The 25,734-nt window shown below is 46.8% G+C and carries 16 protein-coding genes; 6 read left to right on the top strand and 10 right to left on the bottom strand.

What is annotated here, in order from left to right; all coding sequences use genetic code 11:
- Nucleotides 1–195: 195 nt before the first annotated feature.
- Complete coding sequence (locus ACXAGC_RS09625; protein WP_474844214.1) at nt 196–648, top strand: hypothetical protein; 453 nt, start codon at nt 196–198, stop codon at nt 646–648.
- 32 nt (nt 649–680) lie between these two features.
- On the opposite strand, the gene bfr (ACXAGC_RS09620) is transcribed toward ACXAGC_RS09625, so the two are convergent.
- From bfr (ACXAGC_RS09620) to ACXAGC_RS09610, 3 genes are all read right to left on the bottom strand, one after another.
- A complete protein-coding gene (gene bfr / locus ACXAGC_RS09620) occupies nt 681–1,148 on the bottom strand; it encodes a bacterioferritin (protein WP_119501390.1) in 468 nt (155 codons plus the stop codon).
- A complete protein-coding gene (bfr, locus tag ACXAGC_RS09615; protein WP_119501389.1) occupies nt 1,148–1,624 on the bottom strand; it encodes a bacterioferritin in 477 nt (158 codons plus the stop codon). Before bfr (ACXAGC_RS09615) ends, bfr (ACXAGC_RS09620) begins: the two co-directional genes overlap by 1 nt.
- Before the next feature lie 128 nt (nt 1,625–1,752).
- Nucleotides 1,753–3,330: a cation:proton antiporter domain-containing protein gene (locus ACXAGC_RS09610; RefSeq protein WP_474844213.1), complete on the bottom strand. Its 1,578-nt coding sequence runs from the start codon at nt 3,328–3,330 to the stop codon at nt 1,753–1,755.
- A 247-nt stretch (nt 3,331–3,577) separates the two neighbouring features.
- Here ACXAGC_RS09610 and ACXAGC_RS09605 point away from each other — a divergent pair, with 247 nt between their 5' ends.
- The gene (locus tag ACXAGC_RS09605; protein ID WP_474844212.1) at nt 3,578–5,206 is read left to right on the top strand and encodes an FMN-binding glutamate synthase family protein; all 1,629 of its coding nucleotides are present in this window, start codon (nt 3,578–3,580) and stop codon (nt 5,204–5,206) included.
- 65 nt (nt 5,207–5,271) lie between these two features.
- Nucleotides 5,272–5,694 carry a universal stress protein gene (locus ACXAGC_RS09600; protein ID WP_119501386.1) on the top strand — a complete coding sequence of 141 codons (423 nt, stop codon included), beginning with the start codon at nt 5,272–5,274 and terminating at the stop codon, nt 5,692–5,694.
- Between the two features lie 21 nt (nt 5,695–5,715).
- On the opposite strand, the gene ACXAGC_RS09595 is transcribed toward ACXAGC_RS09600, so the two are convergent.
- A complete protein-coding gene (locus ACXAGC_RS09595; protein ID WP_474844211.1) occupies nt 5,716–6,072 on the bottom strand; it encodes a hypothetical protein in 357 nt (118 codons plus the stop codon).
- Nucleotides 6,073–6,543: 471 nt separating this feature from the next.
- Here ACXAGC_RS09595 and ACXAGC_RS09590 point away from each other — a divergent pair, with 471 nt between their 5' ends.
- Entirely contained in the window at nt 6,544–9,528 is a 2,985-nt protein-coding gene (locus tag ACXAGC_RS09590; protein WP_474844210.1) for a TonB-dependent receptor, read from the top strand.
- Between the two features lie 58 nt (nt 9,529–9,586).
- Here the strand turns inward: ACXAGC_RS09590 and ACXAGC_RS09585 are convergent, their stop codons facing one another.
- From ACXAGC_RS09585 to ACXAGC_RS09565, 5 genes are all read right to left on the bottom strand, one after another.
- Entirely contained in the window at nt 9,587–11,107 is a 1,521-nt protein-coding gene (locus ACXAGC_RS09585; protein WP_474844209.1) for a M20/M25/M40 family metallo-hydrolase, read from the bottom strand.
- 122 nt (nt 11,108–11,229) lie between these two features.
- Nucleotides 11,230–11,598, bottom strand: coding sequence for a hypothetical protein (locus ACXAGC_RS09580; protein ID WP_474844208.1), 369 nt, complete (start codon nt 11,596–11,598; stop codon nt 11,230–11,232).
- Between the two features lie 119 nt (nt 11,599–11,717).
- Nucleotides 11,718–13,244: a S9 family peptidase gene (locus tag ACXAGC_RS09575; protein ID WP_474844207.1), complete on the bottom strand. Its 1,527-nt coding sequence runs from the start codon at nt 13,242–13,244 to the stop codon at nt 11,718–11,720.
- A gap of 1,498 nt (nt 13,245–14,742) precedes the next feature.
- The gene (locus ACXAGC_RS09570; RefSeq protein WP_474844206.1) at nt 14,743–17,856 is read right to left on the bottom strand and encodes a glycoside hydrolase family 2 TIM barrel-domain containing protein; all 3,114 of its coding nucleotides are present in this window, start codon (nt 17,854–17,856) and stop codon (nt 14,743–14,745) included.
- Nucleotides 17,857–17,939: 83 nt separating this feature from the next.
- Nucleotides 17,940–20,720: a TonB-dependent receptor gene (locus tag ACXAGC_RS09565; RefSeq protein ID WP_474844205.1), complete on the bottom strand. Its 2,781-nt coding sequence runs from the start codon at nt 20,718–20,720 to the stop codon at nt 17,940–17,942.
- 626 nt (nt 20,721–21,346) lie between these two features.
- Between ACXAGC_RS09565 and ACXAGC_RS09560 the strand changes: the two genes are divergently transcribed.
- Both ACXAGC_RS09560 and ACXAGC_RS09555 read left to right on the top strand, forming a co-directional pair.
- Nucleotides 21,347–24,154: a glycine betaine ABC transporter substrate-binding protein gene (locus ACXAGC_RS09560; RefSeq protein WP_474844204.1), complete on the top strand. Its 2,808-nt coding sequence runs from the start codon at nt 21,347–21,349 to the stop codon at nt 24,152–24,154.
- A gap of 150 nt (nt 24,155–24,304) precedes the next feature.
- Nucleotides 24,305–25,366: a tyrosine-type recombinase/integrase gene (locus ACXAGC_RS09555; protein ID WP_474844203.1), complete on the top strand. Its 1,062-nt coding sequence runs from the start codon at nt 24,305–24,307 to the stop codon at nt 25,364–25,366.
- Between the two features lie 13 nt (nt 25,367–25,379).
- Here the strand turns inward: ACXAGC_RS09555 and ACXAGC_RS09550 are convergent, their stop codons facing one another.
- Complete coding sequence (locus tag ACXAGC_RS09550) at nt 25,380–25,733, bottom strand: HopJ type III effector protein (protein ID WP_474844202.1); 354 nt, start codon at nt 25,731–25,733, stop codon at nt 25,380–25,382.
- Nucleotide 25,734: the final 1 nt, after the last annotated feature.

Genomic DNA, 25,734 nt, shown 5'->3' with positions numbered 1-25,734 from the left:
CCAACTGCCGGATTCCGGTTTTGCGCAAGTTGCAGGCTTAACGCTTGACCTTTTTAATTCTGTTGTAATTATAGACAGGTCAGCTGGTACGCGGATAATAAGATTTTTATTTACAAAAAGATACCATAAACTAGTCGGGGTTGATCTCCGTCAAAGGTAGTAATAAACCGTCGCTATTTACAGTATAATTTTCACATGAAAACAACAAAAAAAGCGCAAAAATTCATCATCCCCACACTCATTCTGATCCTGGCGCTGGGTGTGTATCTTTCAAAGCAACAGGTAACAACAACTGACACAGATAACGGTTTAGGCAATCCGTGTACATTTGTCAATTTGACCTGTGAAATTGGCCATGAACAAAATAAGGTTTCTGCCACATTTGAAAGTATACCGGAGGCAGAAGAATCGATAACAGTTAACTTTTCTTTACCCTTTTCTCAACAAATTGAGAGTGTTTGGATTGAAGGGGTAAACATGTATATGGGCAAGGTGCCGGTGCTGGCTGAACGGATAAAAGAAGGTAGCTGGTCCGGATGGTTTATGCTGGGTAGTTGTTCTGAGCCACAGATGCGCTGGAAAATGTTGATCCATGTAAAAGATAAACCGGACCCCTACGTGATGTTCTTCGAAACAAAAATGCCCTGAACAGGTCAGGGCATTTATCGAAACAATCCGGCTTACATCTGCGAGTGCATGTAAAGCTGCAGACCCAGGCGCTTAATCAGGCCCAGTTGCTGTTCCAGCCAGTGAGCGTGATCTACTTCCGTGTCGTCAAGTAATTCAACCAGGATATCACGGGTAACGTAGTCATTTTCCTGTTCACACAAAGCGATAACTTCTTTCAATTTCGCATCGACTTCGTATTCAACGCGTAAGTCACTTTCCAGCATTGATGGTACGTCGTGACCAACCTTATAGCCGGTACGGGTAACCATGTCAGGCGTGCCTTCTAAAAACAGCATGCGTTCAATCAGTTTCGTGGCATGGCCTTTTTCGTCATCAAACTCATGGTTGATGCGCTCGTAAAGCTTGTTCAGGCCCCAGTCCAGATACATCTGAGAGTGAATGAAATACTGATCCATTGCTGCCAGTTCATAAGACAACAGCTCATTCAGCGCGTCATTAATTTTCGCGTTACCTTTCATTAGTCATCTCCCTCAATCTGTTTTAGCAGGTACGTTTCAAGACCCATTGCATCAATCTGATATTCCTGGGTTTCAATCCAGTCGAGATGCTCTTCTTCGTACTCCAGAATATCTTCGAGCAGGTCACGGCTTACGTAATCCTGCTTTTCTTCACAAAGCTTGATGGCATCTTTCAGCAGGGGAATTTGTTCGAGCTGAAAACGACTGTCGCACTTAAGCATCTCTACGGTATCTTCACCGATATACAGCTTGCCCAGTGCCTGCAGGTTCGGAAGTCCTTCTAAAAACAGTACGCGCTCAATGATAGCATCAGCCTGTTTCATGTCTTTGATGGACTTCTTGTAATTCTTTTCGTTGAGCTCGCCGAAGCCCCAGTTTTTAAACATCCGTGCATGCAGAAAATACTGATTAATGGACGTCAGTTCACTGGTCAATACTTCGTTGAGTTTCGCGATGACTTGTTTATCGCCTTTCATAACGGTATTCCTTAAATTAACTACACACAGTATATGGCAACCTTTGCGTTAAATCAAAAAAATCTTTATAAATCAATGATATGCAAATGATAACAATTTCCATGTCGTCCTGTGTTCTTATTAGTCCTCTATTTACCAGATGAATCATTAACATAAGCCAATGATTCTTCGGCAAAACCCAGGCCTGCCTCGGTAAAAAAGTTAAATACCTTGTCTACACCTTTACTTAATAAGGTTTCCACCTCATCTTCATAGCGGGCGATGGCAGCGATTTTACCGGTGTATCCCGAGAACTGAAGCTGTCGGGTAATATTCACCGCGTCCTCAATAGAAGGTAAAGCAAGCAGGATCAGTTTTACATTGGAGGTATCAAGGTTTTCCCACAAGTCCACGTCTTCACCGTCTCCGCAGATAACATTGAGTCCTTCCTGTTGCAGGCGGTTAATTTTAACTCTGTCGGCATCCATTCCCCATACAGCAGAGTCGGCCAGTTTATGCAGAGAGTTAAATGCACCCAGACCTACACGGCCCATACCGATAACAAGGAACTCGGCATTGGTGACCACCGGATAAATGTCTTCTTTGAGGCGGACAGGACTTTCGAATTTCTGAATGCCGTTTTTGATACGCAGATACCGGCTGTGACTGTTCCGGTACATGATACTGGTGATTACAAATGAAATAGAAACGGCCAGCGCAATAATGACCAGCCAGCTTTCGCTCAGCATTCCCAGACTTACTGCTAATGCGGCGACTATGAGGCCGAATTCACTGTAATTTCCCAGCACCAGTGAAGTGAGATAGCTGGTTCTCGCCCGTAAGCGCAGCCAGGTGAATAAACCAAAGAAAAGCGCGGCTTTAACGGCAAGGAATACACACAAAATAAGTGCAGCCATGATCATATTGAAATCCGGCAGGGCCGTGAGGCCGATAGACAGAAAGAAGCCGATGAGAAACAAATCCTTAAAAGCCAGCAATGATTTGGACAACTCTGTGGCTTTGGGGTGTTTAGCCAGAATGATTCCGGTGAGCAGGGCGCCGAGATCCCCTTTAATATTCACCAGGTCAAACAGGTGGTATCCGCCCAGCGCAAGCACAAACCCGGTAAGTGGCAGTAACTCGCCGTGACCTGATTTATCGATAATACGGTTAAGCAGCGGCATCAGCGGAAATACAGCCAGTAAGCCCAGCGCATAAACAGACGGCAGTTTACCCGTTGCAGCGACAAGGAACACCACAGCAAACACATCCTGCATAACAAGTATGCCGATAGCCAGTTTTCCGTGGCGGGTTTTGCTTTCTCCGCTTTCTTCCAGGACTTTTATAACACAAACGGTACTGCTGAAACTTAACGCAAAGGCAATCAGTAGAGCTGATTCAAAAGATATGTCACCAAACCAGAAAGCAGCGACAGCAGCCAGTATGTAGAGCGCTCCGGCAACGATACCAACCCAGATAAGGGTATGGGCGATACTGCCGGCCCAGACTTCACGTTTGCTGAGATCGCGGACATTAAGCTTCAGGCCGATGGTAAACAACATGATGGTGATCCCGAGATCTGCAATATGTTGCAGCTCGCCGGTCATTTGTTGTCCCGCTGCATTCAGCGCGAAACCGGCAACCAGATATCCTACCAGAGGTGGTATGCCTATCATTTTCACTGAGAGTCCACACACGAAAGCAAAGAGAAGAAATGTATATTCCATGAAACCCGCTGTTCTATTCCGGTTTAAAAAAGCCTGATAAAAGGATGCGATAACAGCATCATTTTGTAAATCTTTGATTGTGCTTATTTATCTGATCTGCCTCAACGATAACGATGGTTCTTTACGGTAAGATGGCGGCATAAAATAAATACCCTGTGAGCGAAAAAATGCCTTTCTTTTCATGATCTTTGTTATGGTCTTGCGCTTAAAAGCGTAATACGGCGCAGTTATTACCGGAACAGGCACTATGCACAAACGAATTATTGTAAGTTTAACCCTTATCTTTTTGATTAATGCCGCTCTGGCAGTGATCTGGCATTATCTCTTGTGGTTGCTTCCTCTCACCGGACTTTGTCTTCTCATTGCACTTTATGATCTGACGCAGAATCACCATTCAATTTTGCGGAATTTTCCTTTTATCGGCAGAGGCCGCTGGCTGGTAGAAGGCTTACGTCCTTTCATCCAGCAATATCTGCTTGAGTCTGAAACTGACGGTAAGCCCATCAGTCGCATGCACCGTTCAATTGTGTATCAGCGCGCAAAAAATGCTACAGACAGTTCACCATTCGGTACCCAACTGGACACCTATGAAAATGGGTATGAATGGATTGGGCATTCTCTTTCAGCGATGGAAATTGATGAAATGGAAGAGGATCCCAGAGTAGTAATCGGCTCTTCAGCCTGTAAGCAACCCTATGCATCCAGTGTGCTGAATATTTCAGCCATGAGTTTTGGCGCACTCAGTGCTAACGCTGTACAGGCGCTGAATAAAGGTGCGGCCAAAGGTGGTTTCAGCCACAATACAGGTGAGGGCGGTCTGACACCGTACCATCTGGACAATGGTGGCGATGTGGTATGGCAAATCGGTACAGGATATTTTGGTTGCCGTAATGATGACGGTACCTTTAATGCGAAATTATTTGAAGAGAAAGCCCGTCACCCGAATGTGAAAATGATAGAAATAAAACTGTCTCAGGGGGCTAAGCCGGGCCACGGCGGTATTTTGCCTGCACATAAGAACACACCGGAAATTGCCCGAGTCAGAGGTGTTGAACCCGGCACTCAGGTGGACTCGCCGCCAAGACATACCGCATTCTCAACGCCTCTTGAAATGATGCATTTTATCCGCGATTTACGGGATATGTCAGAGGGGAAGCCGGTGGGGTTTAAACTGCCACTGGGACGAAAGAGCGAGTTTATCGCCATTTGTAAGGCTATGGTGGAAACCGGTATATGTCCGGATTTTATCACCGTAGACGGCGGTGAAGGCGGAACGGGTGCAGCGCCGCTGGAATATGCCAACTCTATCGGCTTTCCGCTGCGTGAAGCTCTGGCATTTGTGGATGACTGTCTCACCGGATTTGATTTAAGGCGGGAAATTAAACTCATTGCCTCAGGGAAAATAATTACTGCATTTGATTTGGTCAAAAACCTGAGCCTGGGAGCAGACTTATGTAACAGTGCCCGGGGAATGATGTTGTCTCTGGGTTGTGTGCAAAGTTTGTCCTGTAATACAAATAAGTGTCCTACCGGCGTAGCCACCCAGGATCCGAAACTGGCAAGAGGGCTGGTTGTTGAAGACAAATACGAGCGCGTGTACCGCTTTCATAAAAAGACGGTTACTGCTTTTATGGATATTCTGTCTTCCACCGGCCATCAGTCTCATTCGTCGTTGAACCGCACGCATATTTTCCGCAGGGTTAACCAGACACAGGTAATGCGCTACGACGAGATTTTTCCGCTGGTAAAACGGGGCAGTTTTTTAACGGATAAAATTGCTGATGCATTCAAACTGCATGTGGCAGAAGCCAGCCCTATGAGTTTTATGCCTGTGAGTCATCTGGCAAAAATAGAAGAAGACACCAAAGCGGTTTAAATTTGATGCGTATCAAGATTGTTGTCTGACTTTGCTCTATAGTGAAAGAAAAACCGGAGACATTTATGGCTGCTTACGACTCAATACTAGTTGCTATCGATATTTATTCTGATTATGAAGGCGTGGTTCACCGGGCTATGCAACTGGCGGGTAACAACGTGAAGCTGAACCTGCTTTATGTTGTCTATCCCCAAACCAGTATCGAGCCTTACGGGCTGTTTCTCGAAAGTGATTTTTCTGATGAGATCTGCCAGCAGGCAAAAGAGAAACTTGAAGGGATCGCGCACCGGCATAACATTCCGGTTTCTCACACTCATGTGGTTGTGGGCGCTGCAGCCGATGAAATCCATGCCGCAGCGGAAAAACTGGGAAGTGACTTAATTGTCATCGGTACACACGGTCGCAGTGGCATGCGGTTACTGTTGGGATCCACAGCGAATGCGGTGTTGCACGGTGTGAAAACAGACGTGCTGGCCGTGAAAGTTTAACGTCAGGACACCCGGGCGGTGTCACATTGACGCCGCCTTCTTTCCTTCTTCCAACTGGCTGTTAACCAGTTCTGTAACTGTGCTTTCAATAAGCTTAAGATGGGAGTGATGCACTTTCGCCTGCTTTTTGTTTTCATTAGACACGGTCTCAAACAACACATCATCTTCTTCACTCGACACTTTCACCAGTACGTCATTATCGTCACCGTTCACCGGCACTACAACGTAGAGCGGTTCATTATGGGATTCAATGTACGTGAATGCCTCTTCAGCAGAATGGAAGGGTGACTTTTTCTCAGGTTGAAGCTTCCAGTGTGACGACTGGGTAAGGACTTCAGCAAGCAACTTAGCGTGTTTTTCTTTGATTTCCGATGACATAGTAATAGCTCCTGTTTGCAGTTACTTTTGCTACGGCATGATAACGAAAACAGATTGATTTCTTGCTGCATTTGCTATTCTTTTTGAATAATTACGTTATAAATAATGCCGGACATAAGGAATAAAAAAATACTTGCGTACTTCCCATTTATACAGATATTCATTTCATTCTAAAGTCTATAACCTCAGGTTATGATTCATGACCGGCTTCATTCATTACCTAAAACGCTGTTTAATACTTAAACCTTCTAAAAATGGCGTGTTGGCTATGGATATGCCGGCGGCTTCTGATTTTTTTGCCTTTCGTTTCAGATCTGATATTTGAATTGTCGTGATAATTTATTACTGCATAATAAATATTTTTGAACAAAGTATTCTTGACTGGGTGCAATCCTGTCTGTTAAATGTTCAGTCATAATAAAAACGTAACGTTCCGGTAATAATAATTCACACATTACAACAGGTGTCACTATGAAAAAGGAAAAAGCACGTTTCGCGGCACGCTATCTCACCAGACAAATCCGGCAAACATGGAAGACCGCATCTTTCGCCGCGCCTTTATGTCTTGCTGTAGCCGCCGTATCTTCACCCGCTTTAGCGCAACAACAAACAGGTAGCATTAAGGGGCAGGTGACCGCCGGCGACGGCAGTACCAGCGTCGCGGGTATTCAGGTAGTAGCCAGCAGTCCCGTCATGCCAAAAGACCGCTCTGCCACAACCCGGGAAGACGGTACATTCACGATGCCATTTCTTGTACCGGGAGAGTACGAGGTCACATTTACGCTTCCCAATGGCGATACCCGGCAGTTCAGCACCAGAGTGTTGCTAGAGCAGGCTTCAGCAATCAACTTCGTTTATTCGCCGGACAACACAGAGGTAATCACCATTACCGGCAGTCCCTTTGTGACTACCGGCGATTCATCTCTCACCAACTCCTTCGGTGCAGAAGTCATTCAGTCTCTGCCGACCGGTCAGACATACCGTGACATGCTGAAAATTCTGCCCGGCGTGGAGTATTCTGAAAACGGTACTCTCGGTCCGTCTGCAGGTGGCTCCGGTGTTGATAACAGTTACGGCTTTGATGGTGTCGACCTTTCAATGCCCATGTTCGGGAACTTGTCCTCAGAACCTTCAACCCATGATATTGCCAGCGTTTCGGTAGATCGCGGGGGCGCAAAAGCTGTTGGCTTTAACCGTTCAGGCGGTTTTGCAGTTAACTCGGTATCCAAATCAGGGACTAACGAATTTCATGGCAGCGTGGAATACCGTATTCAGCCTTCTTCGTTTTCTGCAACGCCCAAAGACGGTGTTATTGAAGATACAGACAGCAGCTGGATTGTTGCTTCTGTGAGCGGACCGCTGATTGAAGATGAATTGTATTTCTACGGGTCTTTTTACCGTCCGGTTGTCGACGGCAGCAGCAAAGAAACAGCCTACGGCGCCACAAAAGATTATAAAAGTGAACGGAATGAATATTTTGGTAAGCTCACCTGGGCACCTACCGCTGATGTGCTGTTAAATGCCAGTATCCGTGATTCTGAAAGGAACGTGTCCGGCTCGTCAATTGGTGAATTCGAAGCAGACAGTGTATCAGTGGGCTCAGACTCTAACCTGAGTATCTACTCGCTGGACGGCTCCTGGCTGATTGGTGATTCCAGCATTTCCTTCAAATACGGTAAATATAAAGAAGACTTCATCGACACGCCGGACACAGAACTAACCGGAGTTACACCGGTTATCGGCGACTCAATTGATATTGATGCACTGGACGAGATAGGATATTTCAGTGTGCCCAGTATCCGGACTGGCGACCTGACTGCTGATGATATTCAGTTTAATGCTGGTGCGTTACCACTGGTGCAACAATACGGCTACGTGGGCGACGACGGTGAAATGACAGGTGGCGGTGGTGTCGGTGCTTATTCACAGTATAACCGGCAGTCTTTCGAACGTGAAAGTTTTGAGCTTGCTTTGGATACTGAGTCCATGTTCGGAAACACTTATCACACCATTCATGCCGGCTTTAAATGGGAGGAAATTTCCGAAGATCTGGCGAGGCTATCTAACGGCTGGGGTTTCATAGAGTACGTTGGTGGTATAGATGCCGAGTATCCCGGTGCCTACTACGTTGCGCAGGTTCAGCAGATGAGTCTTGCGGTAGACGGATCGGTTACTCCGTCCATTGTGTCTTCGGCAGAGTCCTTCAATTTTGAAATCAACGATACCATTGAACACGGTGATTTTACGTATAACGTGGGCTTACTGGTTTCAAAAGATGTACTGTACGGGCAGGGCCTTGCTGAAAACAGTGAGAATATTTCCGGATATGAAGTTGCGCCGGGAAACCCTTATAAAATGTACACTGTAGACTGGAAAGACATGGTGCAGCCCCGGTTAGGCGTAACCTGGGAATACGAAGATGAGAGCACTGTTTTCGCCAACTATGCCAGTTATAACCCCAGTGCCAGCTCCCTGGCCCGTGCCGCGTCCTGGGACAGAAATTCCCGTGCAACGGTTGAGGTTCAGTTTGATGAAAATGGCGATTATCTGGCATCAGGTAACAAAGCCGGCTCATCAGGTAAGTTCTTTGCCGATAACATGCGTCCCCGCAGAATTGATGAGTACACTGTAGGAACGACCCGTGCTGTGAGCAATAATCTGATGTTGCGTTCACACGTACGTTTCCGTTACGGCAGCCATTTCTGGGAAGATATGCCAAACAACGCCCGCCTGTTTGGTGAATATGAAGGTGGCGCAGTACCTGAAGATATCGCCGCGAAAGGGCTATATATCGACAATCTGGATGAGTTACGTGCAGAAGTAGGCGGCTCTTCCTATGTGGTCGCAGAAGTAGACGGTGGCCAGACCAAATACTGGGAATGGAGTACTGAAGCAGAATGGTATGGTGAACGTACTTACCTGAATGCGTCTTATACCTGGAGTCATTACTATGGTAACTTCGACCAGGACAGCACCACCACGACTAACGATGCGAACAACTTCATCGGTTCTTCGTACTACGGTGACGGTGTAGGCCGTATGCCCTGGGACAACCGCTACGGTAAGCTGATAGGCGACAAACCCCATAAAGTGAAAGTGTTCGGTTATTACACCACTGACTGGGATGCCAATATCGGTGCTTACTTTATCTTCCAGTCCGGTGAAGCCTGGACAGCATGGGATGGCACACCTTACGGTTATACATCAGGGGTCAGCCGTTATGCAGAACCTGCGGGAAGCCGCCGTGGTGCAAGCCACTGGCAGCTGGATATGAATTATACGCAAAACTGGGATGTGAGCGACTATACCGTGAAGTTCCGTGCAGATCTGTTCAACGTGTTTAATAAGCAAACCGGTTACAACTATAACCCGTACGTTGTTTCTGAAGAGTTCGGTCAGCCAAGAGATTATTACAATCCGCGCAGACTGCAACTGTCAGTCACCGTACAATTCTGATCTACCGGAAGCAAGGACAGAAAGTAAGACCGCCGGAAGGCGGTCTTTTTTTTATCTGTTAATCCTGCGTCAACGGCGTTGTGAACATTTGATACAGGGTTTCAGTACCGCTGAAGAAGTTGCCCAGCCTGAGGTTTTCATTCGGTGCATGCTGGTTGTTGTCTGCATTCACAAGGGGAAGCAGAATGACCGGTTTTTGCAAACCGGATACCAGCGGTGAGGTAGGTACAGTGCCTCCCATCATGGGAATAATAACCGGTTCAGAATCACTGACATGAGACAAGGCTGTTAATGCCCATTGTCCCAAAGATTCATCAAGGGGCGTTTGCAATGCAGCCGTGCCGGTATGTGAAATAAAGCGGGCAATACGGGGATATTCCGACCGTTCTTTCTCTGTTGGCGCATCTTCAACCAGATGATAGCCCTGTGCGATGACAAAATCTTTAACCAGCTTTATCTGACGTTCTGCTGTCGCTGTTTTCGTTGTACGGATATCCATTGTCACCGTTGCTGTAGCGGGAATAATGGTACGGGTCGCTTCCGTGCTGGCAGCAGAAAGCCCGTTAATATTTAAAGACGGGTAGTTAATTGCCCGCTGGTAGTTTCCGGCCACTTTCTCTGTTGTTGCAATGCCCAGCCGCTTCATTAAAGCCGCTTCATCTGCGGGTACGGCATCCAGTGCGGTGGCATAATCATCATCAAATTTAACTGCATCATAGTAGCCGGGAATCGTCACCCGGCCATCATCATCTTTCATCTTGCCAAGCAAATCAGCCAGCAGGAAAGCCGGATTGGCAGCGTAGTTACCATAATGGCCGCTATGGCTGTCGGATGCCGGACCAAATACAGTCAGTCTCACCATAGATGCACCACGGTGACCAAAAACCAGCGTAGGTTTGTTTGACGGATGCATCGGTCCGTCCAGCATGACGACACCATCGGCCTGAAGCTGTTTTTTATTGCGGTTGATCACGTCGATTAGGGTAGGAGGCCCGCCTTCTTCATGTGAATCAAGCAATACTTTGATATTCACAGCCGGCTTTTTGTTTTCCGCTTTCAATGTATCAATAGCAGCCAGCAACATCATGATGGGCGCTTTATCATCAGAGGCTGAACGGGCAAAAATGCGCCACTCAGGATCCGTTGTGAAGGTGAGGGCAGTCACAGGTTTACTTTGCCAGCTGTCACCTTCGAGGGTTTTAAGCACTGGCCGCCACGGACTTTCCTGATCCCACTGTTCCGGATTTACCGGCTGTCCGTCCATATGTGCATAGAACAGTACGACCGGCGCATCTTCACCTGCTTCCATGTATTCGGCATATACCATAGGTGTCTGACCATCAGGAAGAAGCTTGGCATTCAGCCCGTGTTTCCGGTAAGTATCGCGGGTCCATTCAGCCACCGCTTTAATATCAGACGGCGATTCTTTCGCTACGTTGGGTAATGTCAGGTATTTAAGATATTCAGGAAGAATGTGTTTTACAGCATCTTCGGTGCCGGCAGATACCGGCGCTGAGAAAATACTGACAATCGCCGCACTGAGCAGCGACTTACGCAGAAAAGAAAAAGGTCTGTCCATGATGAAATTCCGGGTTGAATGCGTGTGTGAAATACCATTCTGAACAGAATTACACCATGTTAAAAGGTATCCTAACCGGATTATCTGTGTTTTTGGCTATAAAAAGGATATTTATCCTAACCTTACGACTTTGATCTTCCGTAACAACGCTCTGTAATATGGGTATAGATTTGCGTTTCAAATTCCCGCACTATTTTATAGAACGCATTGGGTTCGTCTCCCTTGTGCATGCCATTTATTGTCATGGCATAGCCGGAAATTTTGCCGCCAAGCGTTTTATTCAGCATACGGGTTTCGTAGCCATCAATATTAAAATGGAACACATCATCAGTGGCTTTAAACCCGGATACAAAAGGTTCACTTTGAATCGTTTCCGCCACACAGGACAGTGTAACCGGGGTAACATAAACGCGGTCTAAACCGGCCATATTATTTTCAGGCTGGCAGGCAAATAAAAAAACAGGCGTTAACAGAGGAAGAAACTTTTTCATAGCAACATCAATGGACAATCAGGCGGCTATAATGCGAAGAAGTCAGCGGGGAGTCAATGCGGAATAAGACAAAAGGCCGCGCCTCTGAAGCAAACGGCCTGTTAATAGAACAATTAGGATTATTTTTCCTGTTTAACAGGTGCCTCCGCTTCCGCGGGGTATTTTTCGAACCAGGCCAGTACATGTTTTACTTTACTGATCATCTGACTCGGACGGTTTGAAATGAAATGATAAGCCCCCGGCATTTCAACCAGCGCGGTATCAATCTTCCGTAAAATCAGGGCGCTGTATAACTGTTTAGCTTCAGACAACGGTGTACGCATATCCGCATCACCAACCATTACCAGCGTCGGTGTCTGAATATTACCGACCAGAGAAACCGGCGAGAACTTCCAATAGGTTTCGGGATTTTCCCACACCTGACCGGGATAGCGGTAATCAGCATAACCATAGTAGTTATCTGCCGTGAGCAACTTGCTTATCCAGTTCATCACCGGCTTCACGACTGCAGCAGCTTCAAAGCGGTTATTCTTACCAATCATCCAGGCTGACATAATGCCACCGGCACTGCCTCCGGTAACGTACAACTGATCTTCACTGGTATAACCGCGTTTAATCATTTCATCAACGCCGTCCATGACATCCTGATAATCTTCACCGGGGTAGTTATTAAACAGCAGGTTTCCGAACTCTTCGCCATAGCTGGTGCTGCCACGGGGATTCGGATAAAACACGACGTAGCCTGCTGACGCATAGAGTTGAATTTCCGGAGAAAAACGATCGCCGTAATTTGAGATAGGACCACCGTGATTTTCAACAATCAACGGATAGGTTTTACCTTCTTCATAGTCAGGTGGAAACGTCACCCATCCCTGAATGTCACGGCCATCGGCAGTAGACTTATACCATACGGTTTCAGTGCGGCCCGGGTTACGGTAGGCCAGAATATCTTCATTTAACCCGGTCACCAGTTCAGGCTTTGCATCTTTCTTAGCAAGAACGGCAACATCAGCAGGACGGTAAGGGGTAGTGTGGGTATAGGCAATGACACCCTTGTTATTTACGCTGAAACTGCCGCCGCCATATGGTCTTGCCACGGTAGTTCCACCCACATTGTCAGCCAGTTTTTTAACTTTGCCGTTTAATCCGGTAACAGCAATTTTCGTGTTGCCATGATCATCATACTGAAAATAGATCCCTTGCTTATTCCAGACCGGATTGCTGACCGAGCGATCCAGTTTTAAGTCAATTTCTTTCTTATCAGAACCGTCGACATTCATTACGTATAATCGGGTAGTCTGATAAGCCATCAATTTATCGGGGTAGCCAAGCCAGGCGATTTTTTTGCCATCAGGCGACCATACGGCATTGCCTTCACTGATATCATCCGTTGTCAGCTTCATGTGCTCAGAGCCGTCAGCATTCATCATCCACAGATTACCGGTACGTGCATCGGACATAACATCCATACCGTTACGGCGGTAAACGATATACTTTCCGTCAGGCGATATCTCAGGCGCAGAAGCCCATTCTAGCTCAAAAACATCCATATCCGAAAATGCAGGTTTGGCAGGCTCAGTGGTGCTGGCTGCTAATGCGCTGCAACTGAGTAAACTGACAAGAGAACAGAGGTGGCGAAGTTTCATTGTTGTTGTGTGCCTTTTATTATTTGTTAGCTGTATCGCTTTTGTAACGTAAAGCAGCAAAAGCATCAGCGGCTTTACGATCATCACCGGTTAAACAGGATAAATGGCAGCGAAATCTATGACCATGAGATGGTCGCTACTGGCGAATGCCACTTAATTTTAGAATCTCTGCCCGCGACAACTTCAACGCATCAATTAGTTATAAATTCTCTGGAAATTCACTGTCACTTAAAACGAGATTAATTTTTCACAGCCTGTTGTTCCGGCTATAGGATTTGCTTCAAGATACTTCTGATAGAACAAGTCGCAGTAAGAATCCTTATTAAGGTGACTATGTTTAAAGAACACAAGTAAGTCATGTGGTAGTCACACAAAAATCTCGTGCTGGCAGAAAATCTCATTTTATGTGGCAGTATTCACAAGGGTTTGATTAACAATAGTATTTCTACACTTTATTTAACATAATATACATTATGCGCAATTAAGTATTGCGTTACTGTGTCGTTTCCGGCTGTTGAGATATTGGCTAATACACAGCCGTGCAGCTTTGTGCTCGTTGGCCTTTCGTTGCGGTTCACATATCTGCCGGAATCATGCGCACCAACAGAAAGCATTTGAAACGAATGCTTCACATGTTCCTTTCGCTTGAATTAGCGACTTACAGTGGCTTAGTTCCATTACCATTGCCGTTACCGTTGACTACGATAAATGAAACTTCTGACACCAGACATCAGCGTTCTTTTGATTCCCTGAAAGCCTTCTATTACTCAGCATGCAGCTTATCTAAATTGATATTCTCCGCATGTGCGGATTTTGGTAAACAAAGTGCTTGATTGTTACGCGACGCTACGTAAAATCTGAGAAAATTGCGACCACAGACCTTGCAGATTTCACGTAGCTCACGATTCGTTTTCAGGCGTTAAACATGACTTTTGAAGTATGAATTTCCATCAGCTTGTCAGAATCTGCGCTGCCGAATTTTAAGAGTTGTACCGGGTTTAATGCCGATAAGAGCTTTCCGGACATTACCAGACTCATACACGGCAAACGCCGTATAAGTAAATCTGATCCATACGATAAACTGTGGATGTGCCAATATATCGGCAAAATGGTGTTATGAGGAATTTACTGTAAAGCTGATATTTTGCGTGTGATGGCCTGATTTGACTTGTTTCAGAAGTTCTTTACTGAATCATTCACCAGACACTTGAACGTTTGTACGAAGCCTGAAATTAGAGATATTCAAAGAATTCCGTGACACTGGATAGATATACAGACTTTTTGCAAACAGATACTTTTCATCTATGAATTCATCACGCATGATAATTCCAGTTATCATGCGTGATGTTTAGAATTATTCATTTTAATCATGTGCTTAAGTGATTTTTAGAACAAGCTCAGCTTATCCGCAGATAAACGAAAGCCCGCTTTAGCGGGCTTAAAATTTTTAGCTGGAGCCTAGAAAACTACTTACATACGCTCTCAATCTACTCGTTTGTTAATTCGCAGAAGGCTTCAGCACAAAACTGTACTGATAATCACGCCATGGCAGCGTGTAGCGATACAGCGGCGACTCTCCCCAGGAGTTAGTGCCGCCTACGCCGCGCTGGCGGTAGTCGATATACAGGAACGTATTTTCAGACTCAGGGATCTGATAGCCGTGAAGCCCCTGCTTTTCGAACTGGTCATAATCAAACAGGTTGTCTTTCGCCAGGTTAAAGCCAAATGTTGGTTCACCGAATACGCTGAAACCTTCCGCATCACTACCGCTGAAGTCTGCCTGATACACAAAGGCACGATGACCATTCTCCTGCGGTCGGGCATAGTCGTGACCTAACTGTTCAACAGAGCGTGAGTAGCGACCAAACACAGCCGAGTGGTTCCGGTCCTGGTAATTTTCGTGGGGCCCTTTACCAAACCAGCTAACCTCGTCGTACTCTCCAATTAACTCCAGACGATAGCCAATGCGCGGCAACTCAGGGTATTTCTTGTGCGCGGCCGCATAGAAATTCACGCTGACTTCCATTGTACCGTCGCCGGCAATGGCATAGCGGGTGAAGTAACGGCTTTCTATTGCTGGTAGTGCATGTTCTGTGTTGATAACAATCCGGTTTCCCTCTTTTCCGGAGGAAATCGAAGTCAGTGTCGCGTCTTCAAACAGCTTCTGATATACCTTTGCTTTTTCTGGATACTTCTCACCAAAATCGTTATCTGTCGGTGCCCGCCAGAACCACGGCACCATAGGGGATGCCAACTGTTTATCACCGTCTGCTTTCCACTGACTCAGCCAGCCGGTTTGCTTATTAAACGTAAAGGCTTGCTTTCCGGCTGTAACAGTAATGGCATCAGACGCCGCGTTCACGGCTGGTAATTTACCTTCGCCGAGAGACGGAGCGGCCGCCATAGCATTGATCGCCAATGGAAGCTGTTCAGTCGCTATCGCAACATCGCTGGCATAAAGCTCGCTGTTCTGCTTTGGATAGAATCGGAACGTCAGATAGTAGCGCTTCCCTTCCCGGGTTTTGCTGGTAAATGCAGGAAGCGTAAACGTGCCTGACTGTTGCGGAGCGATATCTAAATTATCAATGTCGCCCTGAGCCACTGTTTTGCCGTCCTCCTCCAGCGTCCAGTTTAATGAAAGATCATTCAGCGAGGTAAAGTAACGGCGGTTGAACACCCTGACCTGACGCTCGCTGCTACCAGCAAACGATACTTTCACATCCTGATAGACATATTTCACTTCTTCAGCGTGGGGATGCGGTTCGCGATTCGCATTCATTACACCGTTCGCACTGAAGTTTTCATCGTGGTAAACGCCTTCAGGTTCGAAGTCACCGCCGTACCCCAGATAGGTGTTGCCATTCTTATCAGTTGTTTCGATAGTCTGATCAACCCAGTCCCAGATAAAGCCGCCCTGAAGCGCCGGGTATTTACGAATAACCTGCCAGTAATCATAAAGTTCGCCCACCGAGTTGCCCATTGCGTGTTCATACTCACAAAGGATCATCGGACGGGTTGGATCTGACAGCGCATAATTTTCCAGCAGCGGAATAGACGCATACATTTTGGCGTACATGTCGGTGTGAGATTTGGTGCGCGCCTGATCTGACATAACCGGACGATCGGTGCGGGTTTTCAGCCAGTGATAAAGTTGTTCGGTGTTCGGGCCATCACCGGTTTCATTGCCAACAGACAAAATTACCACCGAAGCATGGTTTTTACTGGCTTCATACATGTTGCGAACGCGGTCAAGAAAGGCGTCTTTCCATGCAGGGTTGTTCACGATGTGTTTTTCAGGATCGTAATTACTATCAGTGGCACCGAACGCGTGAGCTTCCTGATTCGCTTCGTCAACCAGGTATAGTCCGAGCTCATCAGCCAGTTCATACCAGGCAGGATTATTCGGATAATGTGAATTCCTGGCGGCATTAATATTGTGTTGCTTCATTAATAATATGTCGCGGCGCATCGATTCACGGGTGATTACGTGACCGGTGCGAGGATCATGCTCATGACGGTTTACGCCTTTAATAAGAACAGGCTCACCATTAATCAACACATTGCCGTTTTTCAGCTCACTGCGTCGGAAGCCGATGCGTTGCCAGGCATATTGTGCTGTTTCACCTTCGCCGGCGATAATTTGCAGATCATACAAATTCGGTGTTTCAGCCGTCCACTTCTGCACATTGGCAAGAGTGGCTGACGCCGAACAGTCAGCACCTTCCCCGTCGCCCTGCCAGACCAGCTTTTCATCGTCCAGCAGACGGTAGCTGACATTACACTGTGACAACGTGACGTCAGAATCGGTTTCTATATCGGTGCTCAGAGAAAGTACACCTTGCTGGTAACTGTCATCCAGTGTGGACACGACTTCAATATCGCGGATATGTTGTTCTTTCGGCGTGCGATACAGATACACATCCCGTTCAATTCCGGATAACCGCCACATGTCCTGCAGTTCCAGATACGTGCCGTCAGACCAACGATGCACTTTCAGCGCAATGAGGTTATCGCCGCTTTTTAATTTGTCAGTAATATCAAATTCGGCGGCGGTTTTTGAATCCTGGGAATAACCCACGTACTCGCCGTTTACCCAGATTGAAAAAGAAGATTTAACTGCGCCGAAATAAGCGACAACACGATCACCGGTCCAGTCATCCGGCAAGGTAACGTGCTTGCGATATAAACCGGTGGAGTTATTTTCGGAAGGGATTTGGCCAGAAGGCGTTTCCGGACCATAATCGAGGCGGATATTCACGTAATTCGGATATCCATAGCCGTTTAGTTCCCAGTTTCCCGGTACAGGGATCTCGCCCCAGCCTTTTTCAGCGTAGTCAGGGCGCATGAAATCATCCGGCGCGGCCTGCGGATTTTCCGCCATTTTAAATTGCCACGTGCCATTAAGAGACAGGTAATCATTGCTATCCCAGGGCGTTGAAACAAATTTCCCGGGATCTTTTGAGAATGCGAAAAAATGCGCCCGTGGCGCGAGACGGTTCTTTTGTAAAACCTGCGGATTTTGCCAGTCAGGGAGGTCAGCGTTTCCGGACTGAGCCAGAACTGCTGCCGATGGCGTCAACACAGTACAAAGTATAAGGAATCTTTTAAACATAGCTATCCTGTCAGAAATGCAGCGTGGAGAAAAACTAAAAAAGGCAAGCGCATTGCTGTGCCTGCCTTTGTCGAGCTGAGAACTTAGAAGCTGGTGCGTACACCCACGGTATAACGTGCTCCGTTATCAATCATCTGAATGAACTGTTCGCTGTAACGACCGTGACGACGTAACTCTTCACCAGTTACATTTATACCTTCAACAAAAACCGTGAAGTTTTCGTTGATATCGTAACTGGCACTGACATCGAACTGACCGTAGGTTTCAGTGAAGCGCGGTTCTGTGCCACCCAGCGGGCTAACCAGATCCTGCATAAAACCTTCTCGGTTGTTGTAAGCCACACGAGCCTGCATTGGACCCTGTTCATAGAACAGGATGATGTTTTGTGAATCACCCAGACCTTCCAGCGCGAACACCTGGCTGTTGTCTTCGCTATCCAGTGATGCATCGCTGTTTACGATAGTGGCGTTAGCCTGAATACCAAAACCGCTGTCGAAGGTGTGCAGCCACGCGATTTCCAGACCATTCACGTCAGCTGTTTCGCCGTTGTCAGGTAGACGAACGGTGAAATCGTAAGCACCACTTGCCAGATTCAGGGTGCGGGTTTCGAACGACGCCACAATGAAGTCTTCCACTTCTTTCTTGAACGCCGCTACAGAAAGGTAGCTGGTATCGGCATAGTACCATTCCAGTGAAAGGTCGAAGTTAGTCGACAGGAAGGGCTTCAGATCAGCGTTACCGGAATCTGCCTGCAGGTTATTCGGACGGGTCACCGAGACATTGAACACCGGCACCAGATCGCTCATGGTTGGACGGGTCAGCGTTTCAGAGAAGCCAACGCGCAGCATCAAATCATCAGTCAGATCCATCTTCGCATTAATGTTAGGCAGCAGATTAGAATAGCTGTTGGACTCTGCAATCGGCACACCTTCGTTGGTGGCATACACATCGCTGTAGTCAGACGGGTCGTTTGGCACAGGCACCACGTCCAGCAGTTCACGACCGTAACCGGTTGTGGTGGTATCGGTTTCGCTGTAGCGCAGGCCGAAGTTAATATCCACTGGCATGTCAGAAATCAACAGGCTGAAATACATCTGTGCGTACAGGCTGATGACTTCTTCATTCACTGAGAATGAATTGCCGGCAAGCGACGGGCTGTTCAGGCCCTCAGCATCAACGATGGCACGTACTTCATCAAAAGTCTGGCCGGTGTTATCCGCTACCTGCTGAATTGCCTCGTCTGACACGGCATAGTCAAAATACGCTTCAGGATCGTAAGCAATCCACTGCTGACTGGCGTTTGAGAAATAGTTTTGTGGTGAGTAGATGTACAGCAAGTCATCCGGAATATCAGTTTGATAACCACAGTACACGTTACACAGGCTGGACGTCAGACTGTTGTTGTCTTTGTTCCGATCCTGATAGTACGCACCGAATTCCATTTTCGAAAACGCATTACCGGAATCAGGTAACCAGGTGAAATCCGCACGATATTCATCGATAGTGTCTTCAATATCGTAACCTTCACGGTTGGTGACGTGCATACGACCGGCCGGAATGTTGGTCAGCGCGTCTGTACCGCCTTCGATATCAATCGTGGGCGTTTCACCGGAAAAGTCCAGGCTGTAAGAGTTGTTGTAGCCCACTACAGTAAAGTAGTTATTACCACCGCTATTGTTTTTCGCCGTCGACGTTGAGATATCGAAGGTTGCTGTGAAGTAGTCATTTACCAGCCATTCATAGTTGATACCGTACGCCTGGATCTCCACGTCACGGGAGTCGCTGCTCTGAATGAAGTCGGTTGCACCACCCACGCCATCTACTAATGTGCTGTCCAGAGAGGTAACGGTGCCGTTTTCATTCACTTCAAGATTATCAAGGTTGCTGTCCGACAGCCAGTGACCAACGGTGTTACGACGGGAGCCTACTTCAAATTTAGAGTAGAGCGCGTCGACTTTGATCATCATGTTGTCTTGCGGCGCATATTGCACCACTACGTTCCCGCTAGTGCGCTGACGATCCGCCAGATCTACAATCTGGTCAAAGTTTTGCGGAACGTATACGCCGTTGAACTGCTCAGAATCTGCATACTGAGGGTCATCAGTTTGAGAACGATTGGTCAGGCTGACATTCGAGCGCCAGTCGCGTACCTGAAGAATATTGGTCTGCGCTTTACGTTTTTGCAGGGAACCGGCTACCAGCACCCCGAGCTTGTCATCCATGAACCGGTTAGTGATCAAACCGGAAATCTGAGGCGAGGTTTCTTCCGAAATCTCTTCATACATGCCCTTCACACTGGCTGCACCGGCAAACCCGTCAAAATCGAATGGATTGGCTGTAGTTACATTAACCGTGGAGCCGATACCACCTGCCTGCAGCGAAGAAACCGGGCTTTTATATACATTAGCGCCGCTAATAAGTTCTGCCGGTAAGGTATCAAAACTGAATTCTCGCCCCTGGTTTTCCGTGGCGATCTGGCGACCGTTGATCAGAACGGTGTTAAACTGCGGACCAAATCCTCGAACAGTAATAAACTGGCCTTCACCACCACTACGGTCGATGGCTACACCGGTAATGCGCTGTAGCGATTCCGCGACGTTCTGATCGGGAAACTTACCCAGGTCTTCTGCCGAAATACCGTCAGATACCACATCTGACGCTTTCTTGTTGAGCATAGACTCTTTCAGCGAGTTTCTGAATCCACGCACTTCAATGACTTCAGTGTTTCCGGCATTCGCTTCTGCTTCATCACTTTGCGCCATAGCCAGAGGCGTGCCCAGAGAAGAAAGTATTGCCAAATATAAAGAACTTTTCAGAAAAACTCTTTTTTTATTATTCTTATTGAATTTTGTATTTGCAGTCATGTATGTCTCCTTCAGAGGGCAAACGTCTGCCCCGCTTCCTCAATGTGTCAAAAATATGTGCAGAATCACTCGAATGCATCACCGCATTTAAATAGGACTCAAGGTTATACGTTTACCCTTGCAAATTAAATTTTTCATTTTTATATATAAAAATGGATTTCATGTCCGGCGTCTGACCTGTCCCGCGAACCGCTTGAATAAATTAGCGGAAACTGGTTTGTATTCTGCAACAATTTATTGATCCCAGTTTGAATTGAGCACTCGAATCTGGGAGCAAAACTAAGGTAAAACGTTAACCCTAGACAAAGGTATAATATGTGAATGAATGGCTAATGTAAACGAAATGTTCAATTTTAAAATATATGCACACAATTGAAGAACAAGCCAAGGTCGGACTTAACATGATTGCAACACCAAAAACGACCATATACACTTCCAGTGAGTTTTAGTTCTTTAAATCCATAAAGTTCTCAGCCCCCGTTTGAACATACACATACACCTTCAATTCAAAGAAATTAGAAAATAAACAAAAGTAAAACATGATACTATTCAACAAATTAAAAGGTCATTGAGTAGATAAACGTCTATCTCCCGCCGCTAAAATACAGGATAAAGGAGCTATCTTCTTGCAGCATCTCGTCATTCAATTTATGCGTTCACCCATAGTGTTAATGTGCGCCTCTATTCTTTTGTGGATGCTTTATCCGCCGGTGGTTAACTACCTGATAGACCGCTCCAGCCCAATCTTTGTCGCTGCTACTTCGCATACGCTGGCTGCTATTTCTACGCTTGTGGTCGTCATGGTCATGTTTGCAAAGCGGCAACAAGGCTTTTTCTCTGATATTGCAGTCCATTTCAAAACACCGGCGCTGCTTGTACCCACGCTGTTTTCCGGTGCCCTTATCTGTGCAAACCATCTGCTTTTATATGCGGCACTGAACATGTCGCAGGAATTTGATGTTATTGCCATTCTCATATTCGAAGCCTGGCCAATTGTATTTTTTTACATAGACAGCACGTTGCGTAAAAAGCACAGAACAACCACGGCGAACGATTATATTTTCTCTGCAGCAGCGTTTGCCGGTTTCATCGTTCTGATGAGCCCGAATCTGGATATTGCAGACTGGCTGCTGCTGGAAAGTCCGATGATAAATACCATTTTACTGGCGGCATCAGGCGGGCTTGCTATGGCAATTAACTGCTATATGCGCATGAAATGCATGGATGCCTGGTCTGCTATCTCAGATAAAAATGCTCTCAACCTCAGTTCATTGAATAAAGCTTTACTGACGGAATCAGGTGTTCGTTGTGTAGCTGCCCCCGGTATGCTCTCCATCCTGTTTTTGTTTGGCGATACGGCAAATCAGTTTGATTATATGGATTATGCGTTGGTGGCCTTTGCCGGTATCGCTATTCTGGCACTGGGAAGTTTGCTCTACGACTTATCCGTGTTTTCAGCGACGAATGCGTCTGTCAGCGTGTTCTGGTATTTCATGCCTGTTGGCGCGGTAGTGATCCTTGCTCTGTTACAGGGCCGATTACTCAATCAATATGAAGCGGTTGCATCCGTTCTTATTGTGTCGGCCAATATTTTTCTCGGGCTGCGCTTTCCTCTGCGTTCATCGCTGCTCATTCTTTTCAGTACCGTATGCATGGTGGGGATATGGGTGTTATTCGCGCCAACTTATCCCATTGACTCGTATTACGATTTACTCGCTGTATCCACGGTCTTTTTTGTTCTGTTGGGTACCTTTGCTCTTGAGCGGACAACATCCCTTAACCGGGAACGGGAACGTTTGCTGGTAGAGTTTAATGATTCGGTGATGCAACTCCCCTCCTCTTCACCGTCCGGCGGCGTATCTGCTGAGAAGTACAAAGCACTGATAAATAATTATATCGTTAAACATTTATACGTGTTCTTACGGGCTTTTAACGGCGCAAAGGATATGCGCAATGCTCAGCTGGAAATTCAGGACATTAAGAAAGTACTGATTGCCGGTACTGAAAATACTCCGATATATCGAGAGCGTTTGCTGGATAATTTCCAGGTGGGTCAGAAACTGATGACCATGGAAAGTGACAGAATTCCACCGGAAGAACTGGTCATTCTCATCTTGCTTGGCGCAACGAACGTCTTCTTCTCACTCATATTTCGTCCTGAAAGTTTCTCCACGGCATTGTTTGCGCTCATTCTGGCTACTTCGGTTATATTTCTCATTCTGGTTATTAATGAACGGAATCAGTATATCCAGATACGCCACGATCACGCGCTGGTGTGCCGTGACTTACTGGAATATGCAGACGAATTTAAGCAGAAATCAGACGCCCCGGAGTTTGACGTGCAGCATGAAGCTGTAGAGCGTACTTTGAGCCTGAAAACGGTCGGTCCCGAAACCGTGAGTCACAGTTACTGGATTTTCAGTATTTTTGTGTTTTTGTTTTGTGGATTCGGCTACGGCTTTTTATATGAAACGCTGGATGATGTGAAACGGGATGAGTCAGCGCCCATTCTGTCGAAGCGCGATTTAAATAACGCAGAACTGAATATTGCCTTACTGGACTGGCCGACCGCTCAAGTTAAAGCTCATATTCTTGCCACGATTATTAATGAACACACAGAGTCGCGGGCACAGCTCATCAACGTTACTCATGAGCAAGCCTTTAAACAGATGGGCCAACACGACGGCGACATTGATGTGCATCCGGATATCTGGCTGGCTAACAATGCCGACCTGATCCGCCGGTATGTGCGGGCGTTCGAAACTGTTAAATTGGGTGAAAGCGCCGGCATGGGAAAACAAGGCCTCTGCTATACCGATTTTACAGCGCCGGCAACGTTAGCAGTAAACGATCTGGTTACTCCGGAAAACGCTTCACGTTTTGACTTGTCCGGTAATGGACGTGGTGATATTTGGGTGGGAGCCAAAGGCTGGGCATCAGTGGCAATTGAGGAGCGACGTCTCAACGCCTATGGTCTGGATGCGTATTATGACTATCACGTGTTTGACCTGGACTTACTGGAGCAGCTGATTAACCGCAACAATCAGAATGAACAGCCAGGCTTATTCTTCTGCTATTACCCTGATGCATTGTTTGGAAACCGCCATGTACATTTCGTTGAAGAGCCTGCACATGACGCCGCAATATGGCAAGCCATTTTCAAAGCTCAGGGACTCAATAAACTCAGCACAGGTACCTCCTGGCCGCAAAGTGAAATCAAACTGGGTTTTCGTTCACAACTGGAAGAGCGTTCCCCCGAGCTGCTGAAGCTGTTAAACCGGTTTGTGATTGATGACGCGGAACTGGTGACAATGCTCTCCGCTGTAGAAAATGGTGAGGATATTGAAACCGTGTCTCAACAATGGGCTGACAATCATAAAGATTTGATCCTTGAATGGCTGACGGGTTTTACTTTACGGGATAGCGCTGAATAGGCTTTCCCTGCCCGAAACACACAAAAGCTGTATTTATATACAGCAAATATCAATTTAGATATACTACCGGCATCGTACTCCCACGTATGCCGGCTTTTACCCTTCATGCGTGCCATCCGTTTAAATACCTGTATATTTTAAGGAGCTGACATGAAGTTGCCGGCATCTCAGCAGTTACAGTTTACAGACTGTTACCGCGATGCTGTGAATCAGTACTTCAATGATATTTTCTCACGGTTACCCCGTAACACGCAGCGTGCTTACATCAGCGATTTCAACGAGTTTGTTATATTCTGTGAGCAATCCGGATTGAGCGGATTCAATGCTTCATTTGAAAATAACGAACTCTGTGTCAAACGTTATGTAGAGATGTTATGTCAGTCACCACTGGCTTACCGCACCATCAAACGCAGGCTCAGTGCGTTGAGTAAATTCCTGGGTATTGCCAAATTACCGAACCCCATTGTGCAGTCTGTCTATCTTAAAGACTTCATCCGGCTGTCGCTGGCTGAAAATGAGAAATACCAGTTCAGTCACCATCAGGCGGTACCGCTGACACTGGATTTGCTGGAAAAAATTAATGATCGGGTGATCCCGGACACACTGCTGGAAATGCGCGATCTGGCCATGATTAATCTGATGTTCGACGCGCTGCTCAGGGCCGATGAAGTCGTTCGCGTTTGTATATCTGACATTAATAAGCGTACTAACGCCCTGCTCGTCTTAACATCAAAAAGTGACCAGACCGGCAAAGGCCAGTACAGGTACATTTCTCCCAATACGCTGGATATGATTGACGAGTATGTTGCTGAAGCGAATTATGACGCTCAGCAAAAAGTTGAGCGAAGTGAAGATGATCCGCGAAGGATAAACAAAGGCGTGTTGTTCCGCCGCGTCTCAAACAGAGGCCACGCTCTGTTGCCTTATGATGAAAGTGAGAATTTCAAACAGGCCCCGAAGCTGGAATACTCGAGCATTTATCGCACCTGGAAACGCATTGCTGCACTTGCTGGTATTCAGGAAAATATCACCCCTCACAGCGGTCGTGTGGGAGCGGCGGTTTCACTGGCAGAAAATGGCGCCACGCTACCTGAAATGCAGCTTGCCGGAGGCTGGCGCTCTCCGGAAATGCCCGGTCACTATGGCCAGCAGGCGGCTGTTAAACAAGGCGGCATGGCCAGACTAACCGAGGGACAAAAGCGCCGGGGTTAGATAAACAGGCGCTTTATTTTTCCGCTAAGGGAAACGTATCAAACTGCAAACCGTCGAATCCTGAGACCATGAAATTGCGAATATTTGCGTGGTCGGTACCTTCAGGATGCTTAAGCACATCATCACGGTAGTAACTGCCAAAAAGTGCGAGTGTCTGCGCCTGTGTTAACCCTAATAGCTGGCCGAGGGCCAACAGTTTACAGGACCCGTTATTTTGATTCGTTTCATTGTTTACTGTGCCATTACTAAAAGCCGAAGGCGTGAAAATGTAGTTATCGTCAACAAACGAAATCACATCGCTGAATACAATTTCATCCGGTGCGCTGGCCAGTTGAGAGGTTAACGCTTCAACACTACTGAAAGACATA

The organism is Alteromonas sp. AWJ4_197 (assembly GCF_056160285.1).
Note: the sequence above shows the minus strand (reverse complement) of the source record. Positions and strands in the feature narration are given on the sequence as shown.

Coding starts and splice junctions, on each gene's coding strand:
- ACXAGC_RS09625 (WP_474844214.1), top strand. CDS start 196: ATGAAAACAACAAAAAAAGCGCAAAAATTCATCATCCCCACACTCATT.
- bfr (WP_119501390.1), bottom strand. CDS start 1,148: ATGAAAGGTAACGCGAAAATTAATGACGCGCTGAATGAGCTGTTGTCT.
- bfr (WP_119501389.1), bottom strand. CDS start 1,624: ATGAAAGGCGATAAACAAGTCATCGCGAAACTCAACGAAGTATTGACC.
- ACXAGC_RS09610 (WP_474844213.1), bottom strand. CDS start 3,330: ATGGAATATACATTTCTTCTCTTTGCTTTCGTGTGTGGACTCTCAGTG.
- ACXAGC_RS09605 (WP_474844212.1), top strand. CDS start 3,578: ATGCACAAACGAATTATTGTAAGTTTAACCCTTATCTTTTTGATTAAT.
- ACXAGC_RS09600 (WP_119501386.1), top strand. CDS start 5,272: ATGGCTGCTTACGACTCAATACTAGTTGCTATCGATATTTATTCTGAT.
- ACXAGC_RS09595 (WP_474844211.1), bottom strand. CDS start 6,072: ATGTCATCGGAAATCAAAGAAAAACACGCTAAGTTGCTTGCTGAAGTC.
- ACXAGC_RS09590 (WP_474844210.1), top strand. CDS start 6,544: ATGAAAAAGGAAAAAGCACGTTTCGCGGCACGCTATCTCACCAGACAA.
- ACXAGC_RS09585 (WP_474844209.1), bottom strand. CDS start 11,107: ATGGACAGACCTTTTTCTTTTCTGCGTAAGTCGCTGCTCAGTGCGGCG.
- ACXAGC_RS09580 (WP_474844208.1), bottom strand. CDS start 11,598: ATGAAAAAGTTTCTTCCTCTGTTAACGCCTGTTTTTTTATTTGCCTGC.
- ACXAGC_RS09575 (WP_474844207.1), bottom strand. CDS start 13,244: ATGAAACTTCGCCACCTCTGTTCTCTTGTCAGTTTACTCAGTTGCAGC.
- ACXAGC_RS09570 (WP_474844206.1), bottom strand. CDS start 17,856: ATGTTTAAAAGATTCCTTATACTTTGTACTGTGTTGACGCCATCGGCA.
- ACXAGC_RS09565 (WP_474844205.1), bottom strand. CDS start 20,720: ATGACTGCAAATACAAAATTCAATAAGAATAATAAAAAAAGAGTTTTT.
- ACXAGC_RS09555 (WP_474844203.1), top strand. CDS start 24,305: ATGAAGTTGCCGGCATCTCAGCAGTTACAGTTTACAGACTGTTACCGC.
- ACXAGC_RS09550 (WP_474844202.1), bottom strand. CDS start 25,733: ATGTCTTTCAGTAGTGTTGAAGCGTTAACCTCTCAACTGGCCAGCGCA.